The organism is Microcoleus sp. B4-C2, assembly GCF_036705265.1.
In the GTDB taxonomy this organism is placed as follows: Bacteria; Cyanobacteriota; Cyanobacteriia; order Cyanobacteriales; family Microcoleaceae; genus Microcoleus.
The window spans coordinates 2211-15804 of the sequence record NZ_JAUBUB010000090.1 but is presented as its reverse complement, the minus strand read 5'-3'; the positions used below and the strand labels follow the sequence as shown (position 1 = coordinate 15804).

12 protein-coding genes are annotated in these 13594 nt (G+C 45.9%); 7 read left to right on the top strand and 5 right to left on the bottom strand.

The annotated features are described in order from the left end of the window. Positions 1-114 precede the first annotated feature (114 nt). Positions 115-834 (bottom strand): SAM-dependent methyltransferase, encoded by a 720-nt coding sequence (locus tag QUB20_RS22415; protein ID WP_333249494.1) that lies wholly within the window; start codon positions 832-834, stop codon positions 115-117. 250 nt (positions 835-1084) lie between these two features. On the opposite strand from QUB20_RS22415, the gene QUB20_RS22410 reads away from it, so the two are divergent. Next, complete coding sequence (locus QUB20_RS22410) at positions 1085-1717, top strand: hypothetical protein (RefSeq protein WP_333249492.1); 633 nt, start codon at positions 1085-1087, stop codon at positions 1715-1717. A gap of 351 nt (positions 1718-2068) precedes the next feature. Here the strand turns inward: QUB20_RS22410 and QUB20_RS22405 are convergent, their stop codons facing one another. Further along, positions 2069-2311: a ChaB family protein gene (locus QUB20_RS22405; protein WP_333241310.1), complete on the bottom strand. Its 243-nt coding sequence runs from the start codon at positions 2309-2311 to the stop codon at positions 2069-2071. A 1148-nt stretch (positions 2312-3459) separates the two neighbouring features. Between QUB20_RS22405 and QUB20_RS22400 the strand changes: the two genes are divergently transcribed. Both QUB20_RS22400 and QUB20_RS22395 read left to right on the top strand, forming a co-directional pair. Beyond that, positions 3460-4263 carry a hypothetical protein gene (locus tag QUB20_RS22400; protein WP_333249490.1) on the top strand — a complete coding sequence of 268 codons (804 nt, stop codon included), beginning with the start codon at positions 3460-3462 and terminating at the stop codon, positions 4261-4263. Between the two features lie 71 nt (positions 4264-4334). Then, entirely contained in the window at positions 4335-5078 is a 744-nt protein-coding gene (locus QUB20_RS22395; RefSeq protein WP_333249488.1) for a DUF4142 domain-containing protein, read from the top strand. Between the two features lie 171 nt (positions 5079-5249). Here the strand turns inward: QUB20_RS22395 and QUB20_RS22390 are convergent, their stop codons facing one another. Further along, on the bottom strand, positions 5250-5618 hold the full coding sequence (locus QUB20_RS22390) for a Lin0512 family protein (RefSeq protein WP_190736353.1): 369 nt from the start codon (positions 5616-5618) through the stop codon (positions 5250-5252). Positions 5619-5904: 286 nt separating this feature from the next. Here QUB20_RS22390 and QUB20_RS22385 point away from each other — a divergent pair, with 286 nt between their 5' ends. After that, on the top strand, positions 5905-6819 hold the full coding sequence (locus QUB20_RS22385; protein ID WP_333249486.1) for a branched-chain amino acid transaminase: 915 nt from the start codon (positions 5905-5907) through the stop codon (positions 6817-6819). 198 nt (positions 6820-7017) lie between these two features. Here QUB20_RS22385 and fghA read toward each other — a convergent pair whose 3' ends face one another. Next, on the bottom strand, positions 7018-7872 hold the full coding sequence (gene fghA / locus QUB20_RS22380) for an S-formylglutathione hydrolase (protein ID WP_333249484.1): 855 nt from the start codon (positions 7870-7872) through the stop codon (positions 7018-7020). Positions 7873-7963: 91 nt separating this feature from the next. Next, positions 7964-9073 (bottom strand): S-(hydroxymethyl)glutathione dehydrogenase/class III alcohol dehydrogenase, encoded by a 1110-nt coding sequence (locus QUB20_RS22375; RefSeq protein ID WP_333052929.1) that lies wholly within the window; start codon positions 9071-9073, stop codon positions 7964-7966. A gap of 214 nt (positions 9074-9287) precedes the next feature. On the opposite strand from QUB20_RS22375, the gene QUB20_RS22370 reads away from it, so the two are divergent. The 3 genes from QUB20_RS22370 (at position 9288) to sppA (ending at position 13234) form a co-directional block, all read left to right on the top strand. Then, positions 9288-9971 (top strand): SDR family NAD(P)-dependent oxidoreductase, encoded by a 684-nt coding sequence (locus QUB20_RS22370; protein ID WP_333249482.1) that lies wholly within the window; start codon positions 9288-9290, stop codon positions 9969-9971. Between the two features lie 144 nt (positions 9972-10115). Next, positions 10116-11165: a type 2 isopentenyl-diphosphate Delta-isomerase gene (gene fni / locus QUB20_RS22365; RefSeq protein WP_333249480.1), complete on the top strand. Its 1050-nt coding sequence runs from the start codon at positions 10116-10118 to the stop codon at positions 11163-11165. A 248-nt stretch (positions 11166-11413) separates the two neighbouring features. Next, a complete protein-coding gene (gene sppA, locus QUB20_RS22360) occupies positions 11414-13234 on the top strand; it encodes a signal peptide peptidase SppA (RefSeq protein WP_333249478.1) in 1821 nt (606 codons plus the stop codon). The last annotated feature ends 360 nt before the right edge of the window (positions 13235-13594 follow it).

The following is a 13594-nucleotide window of genomic DNA, read 5'->3' as shown; positions in this document are numbered from 1 at the left end:
CTTGCCTGTTGCTCAAAAGGTGGAACAGGCATCTTGCCTGTTGCTCAAAAGGTGGAACAGGCATCTTGCCTGTTGCTCAAAAGGTGGAACAGGCATCTTGCCTGTTGCTGTATTTTAGAATGCTGTCATTAACTGAATGAGCTCGATCGACAAATCTCTTTGCGACTTTTGGTGCTTCTTAAACAAAACTCCAGCCAGCAGATAGATGTTTTCCGAATAAAAAGCCATTCCCTGTTCTCTGAGAGTGGCGATCGCGCTTTTCACCTTCGGTTCCGAGCTATAATAGCCAAAATTTAAAGGTGCAATTTCAAAATTCGCAACCGAGTAGCCTCGATCCAAGGCATAATCGATCAAACCCACAGGATTAGAATAGCTAGAAACCATCAGCAAAACTTCATCGCAGCCCAAAGATAAAAGTTTTTTAGCAATTGTCGAACCATCACTCCCGCCGTGCAACAGAGGCTGGTAAATCTTATCATCCACCGCCGGCAAGTAAGGCGGATTTGAGATGACACAATCCGCCGACTCGTATAAAGGCGAATCAAAAAAAGAGCAATTGTTGACGGTGTATCGTTCGCTCAGTTCATATTGCTTAATTTGAGACTGAGCAATTTTCCAAGCTACATTATTTAGCTCAAATCCCTGTATCGTCCCATCAAAATCACTTCTCAGCAAAGACTTAATAACTGGACTTCCCTCTCCTGAACCAAACTCTACGATAAGTCGAGAATTGTCACTAGCATTTAACACTAAACTTTCCAAGCAGTGCGCGTAAAAATCCGATTCTTCCGGGCAGTGGAATACCTGTTTGAGAGGATGGGATGAAGTGAGCATAAATTCTGTAACAAAGTTTACTTTCTTTTTAAATTATCCAATAAGTAATATTGCAGCCATCTGTCGCAAGAGCTATTTTATCAACTTGTGCAATCTATCTCTTCCTGTTTTACCTGGTGCGAGAGAAGAACTATTACTGCCGGCAGACTATCCAATTAACTAGATTAATCCGAATGACAGATTGCAATTAGAGCGATTGCTGGTGAGATAGTACCTAAGCTAATAATTGTAAATTTTAATAGTGTCAGATATGACCTTTTTTAATTATTCAGTTCCGCCTCTGCGGCGGAAACAGCTTAACATCGAGGTTCAGGAGTTAGAAGGGCTTTGGCAGGTTCAGTTTCCCCTTGGCAAAGATCGATTTTATTCACAATTTTATACTTGTCTCGATCGTACTTGCTTGCTGTGGAGCTTGCTGTTAATACCCATATTCGGCACAGCACAATTTTTTTCGGTGAGTTGGATGCTGCAAGCCGGTTTGTGGTCAGCGCTCAGCCTCGTAGGTACAGCCGCAATGGTAAGCATGACATACTCTTGGGTCAAAATAGAACGCCTGCTTTGGGTGCTTTACGGTTGGGTAATACTAATGTTATTAGGATTGCTGCTGACCGATTTAGCAATTTTTCTCAGTTGGGGAAAAGTATTGGCGAATCTCTGTCCCCTGTGGTTGGGAATGAGCGGAATAGGGTATTTGGGGACTGGATTTGCAGTGCGATCGCGCGCGCTTTTAGCTGCAAGTTTACTTCACCTGGTGGGAATTTTGATTTTGCCTTACACGGGCGGTTGGTCTTTCCTATTTACGGGAACCGTAATGGTATTTAGCTTGCTGGTTTTAGCCGAATTGCAATGGGATATGCGCCAGCCGATTAACAGGCTCGATTAACTTGTGTACCACCGCGATTCCAACAGCTATCAACGTCAAGCATTAATCACAAGTGATGAGTACATTGCTAATGACTGATGAGATCATGCCCGCTAGAATAACGTCACTGCAATTGGTTGGTAGTGAGGATTCTTCGTTTTCATCAAAAGTTGAGGAATGAAGCCCTCACTACACAGCTAATAGGGGTTATGTTAGCGGACACGATATAGCAATCCTCGCATCAGTTGTACAAATATGTAGGGGTAGTGCTAAGAGTGCCTACCCCCCACTGATCGGGGCAACCACGGGGGGTTTGCCCCTACAAAAATTACACAATTCATTTAGGATTGCTATATTACTGATGGCTGATAACTAATTGCCACCAGACTGTACAGATTTGCGGGTTTGGTTAGTATCGTCGCCCTTGTGATGCCACGTGCCACCTTCGCCTTTAACATATTCAGATTTTACACTGTTCCAAGCAACGCTAGTAGCACCATCTGCGCTCATTCCATCTTCGCTAGCGCTCTTAAAAGCAGCCTGAAAAATTTGTTGAGATCCTTGGGGGAGTTCTTGTGCTTCCGAAGGTAAGGTGTCAAATTGTTGTTCTGGCATAATGACCTCTAATTATTAAACAGAAATTAAATCTTATATACTATAACCCTCTCCTTTCCTCTCTCTAAAAGCAAGTTTTAAACCCCATTATTTTCATCCCTGCGACAGATGTAATCTTAAAGTTATTCGCACCCCGAAAACTAATTGACTTGCCGTTGCAGGTTCAGCCGTATTTGGGTAATTTATTTTGTGAAACAGTCATTAATCTGATTTCGGCTTTTTCACTTGCGAATTTAGAAAAACCGATGAATATTAGATAGCGAATTTTGGGAATAATTCGATACAGCGTAGTTTATTTTGGCTTGTACAATGTGTTAAAAAATAAGCGCTATTTCGCATAGTTTTGGCTTTACTATATCAGAGTTTAGCCGATCGCACTCACAAGCAATTCTGACGACTGCGCCGCCGCTGGTTAATTGAATCTCGCGCGGGCCGCACTCGGATAGCCCTCAGTCCGCCTTGCTGTTTAACGAAAGTCAAATACCAGTCAAAAGCCTTGCTGTTGCCTGGTTATAGGCGCTATAGGACTATGAGCGATCGGGCGTCTTGAGATAATTTAGTTTCCTGATAAAGTTTGATCGGTATGCTACGAGGGGCAAAATAGCCAGCAGCAAGTTAAGGAAAAATAACGCTCATAAAATTTGAAACTAACTCCTATGGCGTAGCGCTAACCCAAAATTGAGGGTGAGAAAATCAATAATTTCTGTCTCAAAGCACCAGCCGCCGGAGAAAATTTATAGGAAGAACCGCGCGGTTGTCTCAGAAACCCAGTTGATTCCTATATGTCTGGTGACTCAACCCAAAATTTTTCAGATCAACCCGCTTTTTATCCCCTGTAGACAAATTTTTATTTAGCTAGTCTGCCGCCCCATCAAATATCATCCACCACCTGAAATAAAACGCCATTTTGCCAAATATTCCTAAAGATGAATGGCGAACTGGAAGCATACCTAATAGCTTATAAACTGTTAACGCGGCGGTCTAATTTATCCGTGGGAAATAATCGAGGAAACGGGACTATATATACTCCTTTACCTTCATTATTCCGCAGCAAAGGTTAGAAAAGTTGCACGTTAAGCTGTCAATTTTACCCTGCGGTTTTGGCATCACAAGCGATCGCAGGTATCTACGTAAAAGCAAGCATTACCATGAAATCTTCTAAATTGTTGAAAGTTGTTTTAGCAAGCGCTTGTACTTTAGGTTTAGCAACGGTTTCCTTCGCAGTGCCTGCTTCTGCCCAGTCAGGCGGTGCTGGAAGCGGTGCAGGCACAACTGGTACAGGCACAGGCACAACTGGTACAGGCACCGGCACAACTGGTACGACAGACGGCACGACTGGCACCGGCACAACCGGTACAACAGACGGCGCGACGGGCACGGGTACAACCGGCACGGGTACAACAGGCACGGGTACAACCGGTACAACCGATACGACGGGCACTGGCACAACCGGTACAACCGATACAACCGGCACTGGCACAACCGATACAACCGGGACAGGTACAACCGATACAACCGGGACAGGTACAACCGATACAACCGGCACTGGCACAACCGGTACAACTGGCACAGGTACAACGGGTACAACTGGCACAGGTACAACGGGTACAACCGGGACAGGTACAACGGGTACAACCGGTACAACCGGGACAGGTACAACGGGTACAACCGGGACAGGTACAACGGGTACAACCGATACGACGGGGACGGGTACAACTGGGACAGGTACAACGGGTACAACGGGTACGACGGGCACGGGTACAACCGGTACGACAGGTACAACCGGTACAACCGGTACGACAGACGGTACGACATCGACGCCGGCTGATACTAATTCGGGAGTTTTGAGTGCTCGGCGCGATCGCCCCAACAATTTCGGGTGGCTGGGTGCCTTGGGCGCGTTTGGTTTGATCAACTTGTTTCGGAAAGACAGTACACCCTCCCCTCGGTAGTTTCGGGCGATTCCCTACGGGATAGCTTCGCTTCACATACTTTTGAAAACAACTTAGAGGCTTAGAAATTCATGACTTCACTCAATCGCAAAAGTTTGTTCAAAAAATTGGTCAAAGTTGCCGGAATTGCCGGCGTTAGTTCCTTGATAGCTGTGCCGGGATTCGCAGAATTAAACCGCCAGACTCACGGCTTCAACCAGTCGGGCGATCGAGTTCTTGAGCTTGCTGATAACGCTACCGACGATGCTACTACTCCCAACACTCCAAATACCCCCACCAACAACACTCCCGGCCGTTCTCCAAATAGCCCCATCAACAACACTCCCAGCCGTTCTCCCAACACTCCAACAGGTGGCGAAACTTCGCCTAATTCTCTCAGCAGCCAAGACAGAAACTTTGCCATGCAAGCAGGTCAAATTGGTATGATGGAAGTGCAGCTCGGCAGATTGGCAGTGCAGCGCGGTTCTAGTGCTAGTGTGAAACAATACGGGCAAGAAATGGTTGAGGAACACACCCAGGCTAATGAAGAATTGATGCAGTTAGCAATGCAAAAAGAGGTAAAACTGCCAACCGAAATGAGTACCCAGAACAAAGCTTTGATGGAGCGACTTTCGGGACTCTCTGGTACAAGTTTTGACAGGGCTTATAAGCAGGCTATGATCGACAGCCACAATCAGGCTATTGCTTTGTTTCAAGCTCAATCTCAACAGGGACAAGATCCCGAATTGAAGGCTTGGGCCACCCAAAAGTTGCCGAACCTTCAGGCGCACTTGCAAATGGTTAACCAAATGTTGGCAGATACCAGTCAGCCGTAATATCAGGTAGAGGAGGTAGAGTGCGATCGCCTAAAAGCCGATCGCACTCTACTTTTCCTAATTCGAGACTTAGCCTAAATTAATCATTTTTTAACAGACAGGCGTTCGATCGCCCGATCGCGGAAACAAGCAAGTGCGATCGGGCGATTTATTCAAACAACACCAAATTAATTAGTCCTCAGTGTCCACAAAAACAGTCACAGCCGCCACAGCGATTAACATTTCATCATTTTTATCATTCAGAGAGGCGATCGCCCTTCCTGGCACAATCATGCCCCCTTGCTCCACAATCAGAGTTTTGCTGCCAAAAGGCAGCACCGCCAACACCTCCTGTTCCCGCACTTGTTCCGGGTAAGGAACAGCCACCTTAACCTCAACAATCATCTGATTCGGGTCAGTCAAACCCGCCACTTCCCAGACGCCTAGGAGAGCATTATGGGCGATCGCATTTCGTACAGCCCTTGCACAGGCTACAGTCGGTTCCTGCCCGTGCTGGTCTATACCCATCCCCATTTCAATAATGAAACATTTACGTGCCATAGTTGCCCCTTGGTTGATTTTTATTTTTAGTTGATCGCAGTTTTTCCCAAAACAATTATCAACCAAAATGACCGCACTTTATATTATTTTATCGATTCCTCGAATAACACAATAATCATCTCATTTAATCAAAAAAAGGTAACTTTTGACCAGAGCCAAACTGATATCAAATCAGTCCTTGTAAATCTAAAATCTCAAATCTCAAATCTAAAATGGTATAACTTATGGTAATATAACCAAATTCAGCTTTCCTAGCGGACTGCAAAACTCATCGCCAGCTTGAATCATGGATAGTTTTCTACCAATTGCCTACTTTCAAAACCAATTTCTCCCATTTACCGACGCCAAAATTTCCATAGCCACCCACGCACTGCACTACGGAACCGGAGTTTTAGGCGGGTTGCGGGGAATTCCAGACCCCCAAAATGCCGATCGAATATTGCTATTTAGATTAGACCGCCACTGTCAAAGATTAAGTCAAAGTGCCAGCTTCCTCCACTGCGATTTGCCAGCTAGCAAAATTCAACAAATAATTATTGATTTTGTCCAGAAAAACAAACCAACAAAATCATTTTATATCCGCCCTTTTATCTACACATCCAGTTTAGGAATTGCCCCCCGACTGCACAACGTAGAAACCGACTTTTTTGTCTACGGATTAGAACTTTCCGACTATTTGCCCAAAGAAGGAGTCAACTGTAGAATTAGCTCTTGGTACCGCCAAGAAGACCGCAGTTTGCCCTTAAGAGGTAAAATTAGCGGCGCCTACATCACCTCAGCTTTAGCCAAAACCGAAGCAGTAGAATCCGGCTTCGACGAAGCTATTATGATGAACACTCAGGGAAAAGTCAGCGAAGCTTCAGGGATGAACATATTTGTCGCCAGAAACGGTAAATTAGTTACTCCCGGTTTCGAGCAAGATATTCTCGAAGGAATTACCAGAGACAGCGTAATCACAATCGCCAGAGACTTAGGAATTGAAGTCATAGAAAGACCCGTTGATAGATCAGAACTGTTGATTGCAGACGAAATTTTCCTCTGCGGAACCGCAGCCAAAATTACGCCAATTAAGCGAGTAGAAAACTATCATTTGCCCAAAAACCGACCCATCACCGAAAAGATTTTGGACAAACTGACGGAGATTATCGAAAATCGCGACAGCAATTATAAAGAATGGGTATTTCCGATTAATCTTAATTAACCGAAAATACCTGTCCTCGTAGAAGCGAGTTCACTCGTGCACTCGTTACCAGGCAGAGCCTGGTAAAGCAGATCAGGAGGCTCTGCCTCCACATTTCATGGCAGCCATGCGAGGCAGAGCCTCTAGATATCGGTTCCCAAGCACAGCCTAAGAACCCGTTGTTGTGGAGCAGGCATCTTGCCTGCTTCCTGCTAGGAACTACCGGCACAAAACAGCCGCATGATGCCGAATGTGATCCTCCATAAAACTAGCTATAAAATAATAGCTATGATCGTAACCCTCCTGCATTCTTAAAGTTAGCGGCTGTCCGGCTTTTGCACAAGCTTCCGCGAACACTTCCGGCAACAACTGCCCGTCAGCAAGAAAGGAATCAGCAGTGCCGCAGTCAATTAGAATCGGACGGTTGTATCGCGCCTCAAGCACCAATTCGCTAGCATCCCAAGCCTTCCACATCTCTTTGTCGCTGCCGAGGTAGTTTGCCAAAGCTTTTTGTCCCCAAGGGCAGCTCATTGGCGCGGAAATAGGCGCAAAAGCGGAAACTGAAAGATAGCGAGATCCATTTTTCAACGCGCAAATTAAAGCCCCGTGTCCGCCCATCGAATGACCGAAAATTCCTTGTTTTTCCGGTATCGCTGGAAAATTTTCGGCGATTAAATTTGGCAATTCATCAACCACATAACTGTACATTCGATAGTGAGCATTCCAAGGTGCGGCTGTCGCATCAACATAAAAACCTGCACCACTTCCTAAATCCCAATCGTCATCTTCCCCAGGGATGCCAGTATTGCGCGGGCTAGTGTCGGGCGCAACCAGCATTAACCCATATTTTGCCGCAAATTGTTGCGCCCCCGCTTTTGCCATAAAGTTCTCTTCTGTGCAGGTTAAACCAGATAGAAAATACAAAACTGGTACGGGTTGAGATAAAGCTTGCGGGGGCTGATAAACTGCGATTTTCATCTCGCTGTTGCAGGTTGAGGATTGATGGCTATAAAAGCCGAGTTTGCCACCGAAAGTTTTCTGTTCTTTGTGCAGTTTTAGGGAGTCTGATATCATGTTAATTCTATTTCATTTTTGAATTAGATTTTTTTTAACCGCAGAGGGCGCAGAGGGCGCAGAGGAAGAGGGAAGAGAGAAAGATTTTTGTTCAAAATGTCAAAACTGTGCGAATTACTTCGCCTTTGTGCATTAAATCAAAGGCTTCGTTGATTTTGTCGATCGGCATTACCTGAGTTACCAGACTGTCAATATCAATTTTACCGTCCATGTACCAATCCACAATCTTAGGCACATCAGTTCGGCCTTTTGCGCCACCAAAAGCCGTCCCTTTCCAAACCCTACCAGTTACTAGCTGAAACGGGCGGGTACTAATTTCTTGACCAGCTCCCGCTACCCCGACAATTACGCTCACGCCCCAACCTTTGTGGCAGCATTCTAAAGCTTGGCGCATCACATTAATGTTGCCGATACATTCAAAACTGTAATCTGCTCCGCCTTTGGTTAAATCTACTAAATAAGGCACTAAATCGCCTTCGACTTCGCGGGGATTGACAAAGTGAGTCATGCCGAATTTTTCCGCCATCTCTCGCTTGTCGGGGTTCAAGTCTACGCCGACAATCATGTTAGCTCCCACCATGCGAGCTGCTTGAATTACATTCAAACCCACGCCGCCCAAACCGAAAACTACCACATTAGAACCAGGCTCTACTTTCGCAGTATTAATGACAGCGCCGATGCCAGTTGTTACGCCGCAGCCGATTAAACAAACTTTATCAAAAGGAGCATCTTCGCGAATTTTGGCTACCGCAATTTCTGGCAATACTGTATAATTAGCAAAGGTAGAAGTTCCCATGTAATGGTATAGTTTCTGCCCATCTATGGAAAATCGGCTCGTGCCGTCGGGCATCACTCCCTGGCCTTGAGTCAGGCGAATTGCTTGACAGAGGTTAGTTTTGCGGCTCAAACAATATTCGCAGTTGCGGCATTCAGGAATGTAGAGAGGAATTACCCGATCGCCCACTTTGACACTCGTGACTCCCGGCCCAACTTCTGCGACAATCCCGGCTCCCTCGTGGCCTAAAATAGCCGGAAACAAGCCTTCTGGATCGGCACCGGAAAGAGTGTAAGCGTCAGTGTGACAAACACCCGTGGCTTTAATTTCCACCAGCACCTCTCCAGCCCTCGGCCCATCTAGATCAACCGTTTCAATGCTCAAAGGTTTGCCGGCACTGCGAGCAACTGCTGCTTTTACTTTCATGCTTTCTCCCTGCTATCGATTTGTCAATTCACCAGTCATTCGATTTTAGATTTTAGATTTTAGATTTTGGATTGACCCCACGGATTAATTCGGGGGCTTGAGGATTTTAGATTTTGGATTGACTTGCGCGAGATAAATCACGTGGCGGGTACCACCTTTGAAATTATTGGTCAAGATGTATTGTATTACTTAATGTCAAAATTGGAGCAAATCTATGACAAAATTAATTGTAATTACCGGAGTCAGTCGCGGTCTAGGTCTTGCCATGACCGAAAAGTTTATTGAATTGGGACATACAGTTGTGGGATGCGCCCGTTCTTCCGAAGCGGTGGAAAAACTCCAACAAAAATATAGTGCGCCCCACCATTTTACTTGTTTGGATGTCACCAACGACGATCGAGTAAAAGCTTGGGCCACAGAAATGCTGGCAAAAAATGCTCCGCCAGATTTGTTAATTAATAATGCAGGCGTAGCTAATCATCTCGCGCCCCTTTGGAATATCAGCAACGAAGAATTTTCTCAGGTAATTGATGTTAACATTAAAGGTACAGCTAATGTAATTCGTCACTTTGTCCCGGCAATGATTGCTCGAAAAAGCGGCATAATTGTCAACTTTAGTTCTGGTTGGGGAAGGTCAACTTCGCCGGAAGTCGCGCCCTATTGCGCTTCCAAGTGGGCAATAGAAGGACTTACGCGATCGCTCGCTCAAGAATTGCCCGCAGGTATGGCAGCATTTCCTTTGAATCCGGGGATAATTCACACCGATATGCTAGACATTTGTTTCGGAGAAGATGCGGCAAATTACCCATCAGTCAAAGCATGGGTGCAAAAAGCTGTTCCTTTCTTACTAAAACTAAAAGCTTCAGATAACGGAATGCCCCTGACTGTTCCGGGATAATACAACAACCCTTACAGGATTTGCGAACCTCTCTCCTTTCTTCTCCTCTGCGCCCTCTGCGCTCTCTGCGGTTCATAAAAAAAATCAAAAATGAAATAAAATTGCTATATTCCCAAATCACAACTCTTTCCCCAAATAGCCACAGTGAACTTGCCGCTAACCTCCCCCTCGCAAACCGAAACCCGCAAAGCAGACCACCTGCGGATTTGCCTCGAAGAAGACGTACAATTTCGCGAAACTACCAGCGGCCTCGAACGCTACCGTTTTGAACACTGCTGTTTGCCAGAACTCGATCGCACTGAAATAGATTTAACCTCCACATTTCTCAACAAAAAACTAGCCGTTCCCCTGCTAATTTCCTCAATGACCGGCGGCACAGAATTAGCCCAGACAATCAATTATCGCCTCGCCGATGTCGCGCAAGAATACAAACTAGCAATGGGAGTCGGTTCCCAGCGAATTGTTGTAGAAAATCCTCAACTAGCTCCTACATTTGCCGTTCGTCGCCGCGCTCCAGATATTCTGTTATTTGCAAATATCGGAGCCGTTCAATTAAACTACAATTACGGTTTGGAACAGTGCCAAAAAATTGTTGATATTTTAGAAGCAGATGCCCTAATTTTGCACCTCAATCCGCTCCAAGAGTGCGTTCAAACCGAAGGCGATACTAACTTTAAAGGACTGCTAGATAAAATTGCCAAATTGTGCGCTAAATTACCAGTACCAGTTATTGCTAAAGAAGTCGGCAACGGTATTTCAGGAAAAATGGCCAAGAAATTGCTCGCCGCCGGGGTAGGTGCGATCGACATTGCCGGGGCCGGAGGCACTTCTTGGGCGAAAATAGAAGGAGAGCGAGCTAAAGATGGCAAGCAGCGCAGGTTGGGCGCCACCTTTGCCGACTGGGGCATACCAACAGCCGAGTGCATTGTCAGCACCCGCGCCGCAGCGCCGGATGTTCCTCTGATTGCCTCTGGAGGCTTGCAGAATGGGTTGGATGCAGCGAAGGCTCTCGCCCTTGGCGCGGATATTGCGGGACTGGCGCGGCCGTTTCTACAAGCTGCAGCGGAATCGGAATCAGCGGCAGCCCTCCTAGCTGAGGCTTTAATTGCAGAAATCGCCACCGTGATGTTCTGTACGGGCTGCGGTAATTTGGATGAGCTAAAACATTCTGGGGTTTTGGAAAGGTTAAGATAAAAGTGAGTCAGCAGTCAAAAGTCATTAGTCAGCAGTCAAAAGTCATTAGCTAATAACTACGACAGAGGATAATTGCTAAATCCTAGTTGCAGGAATTACCCATAATATCGTTTCCGCTGGCATCGGAAAAATATCATTCCGATTGCAGTGCGAGCGGGACGCTCGTCTCGGTATCATTCCACTCTCACCGGATATACTCTAACTAATGACTATTGACTATTGACTAATAACTAATTACCAATTATCTAATGAAAGATTTCCTCAAATATACCTGTGCAAGTTTACTGGGAACCTTCCTAGGATTGTTGCTGCTGGGCAGCATCGGATTGGGGGGACTGGTACTACTAATTGCTCTGGCGGCATCGTCGTCTAAAGATTCAGGCCCGCAAGTTAAAGATAAGTCTGTATTGGTATTAGACCTTTCTTTAAATATTACCGACAGCAAACCGAGCCGCAGCACTAGCGCGGCGATTGAAGAAGTGCTTTCGGAAGATTCCGGCGATACAGTGACGCTGCGGACTGTTTTAGACACGATCGAATATGCGAAAAAAGACCCGAAAATCGTTGGCCTTTATCTTGAAGGCAGCTCAAATTCGAGCAGCAGCGGGTTTGCCAATCTCAAAGAAGTTCGATCGGCCTTGCAGCGTTTCCGAGATGCCAAAAAACCCATTTTTGCTTACCAGATGGACTGGAATGAGCGAGATTATTACCTCGGTTCCGTTGCTAATACAATTGCCGTAAATCCTTACGGCGCTTTGGAAATCAACGGTTTTAGCAGTCAGGCAATGTTTCTCACTGGTGCTTTGGAAAAATACGGCGTGGGAGTGCAAGTCACTCGCGTCGGCAAATACAAGTCAGCCGTTGAGCCGTTTTTGCTCACAAAAATGAGCCCCGAAAATCGCCAGCAAACTCAAAAGTTGCTCGGAGATATGTGGGGAGAATACCTGAAAACTGTCGCCCCGAGTCGCAAAGTGACTGTTCCGCAACTGCAAGCGCTTGCAGATAATCGCGGAATTTTGATGGCTGACGAAGCTCTCAAAAGCAAGTTAGTTGATAAAGTTGTATACTTTGACGAAATATCGACCGAACTCAAAAAACTCACAGGAACCGATAGCGAAAACAAATCTTTCAAGCAAATTAGTTTGAAAAATTACGCGAGAATTGCTGAAAATAAAAAATCAACTCGCGCTGACAAGAAAAACCAAATTGCTATACTTTACGCTGAAGGAGAGATTGTAGACGGGGAAGGGGGCCCGACTCAAGTAGGAGGCGATCGCATCGCTCAAGCAATGCGGAAAATCCGAGAAGATGACGACGTAAAAGCCGTAGTTTTGCGCGTCAACAGTCCCGGAGGCAGTGCGACGGGGGCCGAAGTAATTGCACGCGAAGTAATGCTGACGGGGAAAAAGAAACCAGTTATTGTTTCAATGGGCAATTTAGCAGCATCCGGTGGCTATTGGATTTCGATGGGTTCCAACCGCATTTTTGCCGAACCGAATACGATTACCGGTTCGATAGGCGTTTTTGGAATGCGGTTCAACGCCGAAAAGTTGGCTGCTAACAACGGCCTGACTTGGGACGTGGTGAAAACCGCCCGCTTTGCAGATATTAACACGGTTTCCCGCCCGAAAAATCCTCAAGAATTGGCGAATATTCAGAGGAGAGTCGATAGCATTTACGATCGATTTATTAGTAAAGTCGCCACCGCCCGCAAACTGCCGAAAAACCAGGTACAAGAAATTGCTCAAGGCAGGGTGTGGTCTGGTACGGCCGCGAAACAGTTGGGTTTAGTGGATGAAATTGGCGGTCTTGAAGATGCTGTCAGAGAGGCTGCTAAGCAAGCTAAACTAGGCGACGATTGGAAGGTGGAAGAATATCCAAAACGCCGCACTTTGGAGGAGCGAATTTTGGAAAGACTTTCAGGCGTTCACGTTTTGAAACCAGCCGCCAAACTCGACCCGCTAACGGCCGAATTTAAGAAAATGCAAGAGGAATTGGCTGCGATCAAGTCGATGAACGACCCGCAGGGGATTTACGTTCGCTTGCCTTTCAATTTGCGGATTGATTAATTAATGCCAAATCCGGGATTTTTACCCCTTTATTCTTCACTCCCCCTCTGTGCGGACGAAAGTTTTGCTCTTGAACCGTTGCAAGCGCTGAGTCCGATCGGGGTTTTTAACCCGGATTTGGTAAAAGTAGGCTGACCAAGAATTTCTTGATGGTACCCGCCACGTGATTTATCCGTGGAATCAATCCAAAATCGAAAATCGAAAATCACTTATTGCCCCCGCATTTATCCGTGGGGTCGCCTCTAAAATCTAAAATCTAAAATCTAAAATCTAAAATCGATTGACCCGGATTTGGTAAAAGTAGGCTGACCAAGAATTTCTTGATGGTACCCGCCACGTGATTTATCCGTGGAATCAATC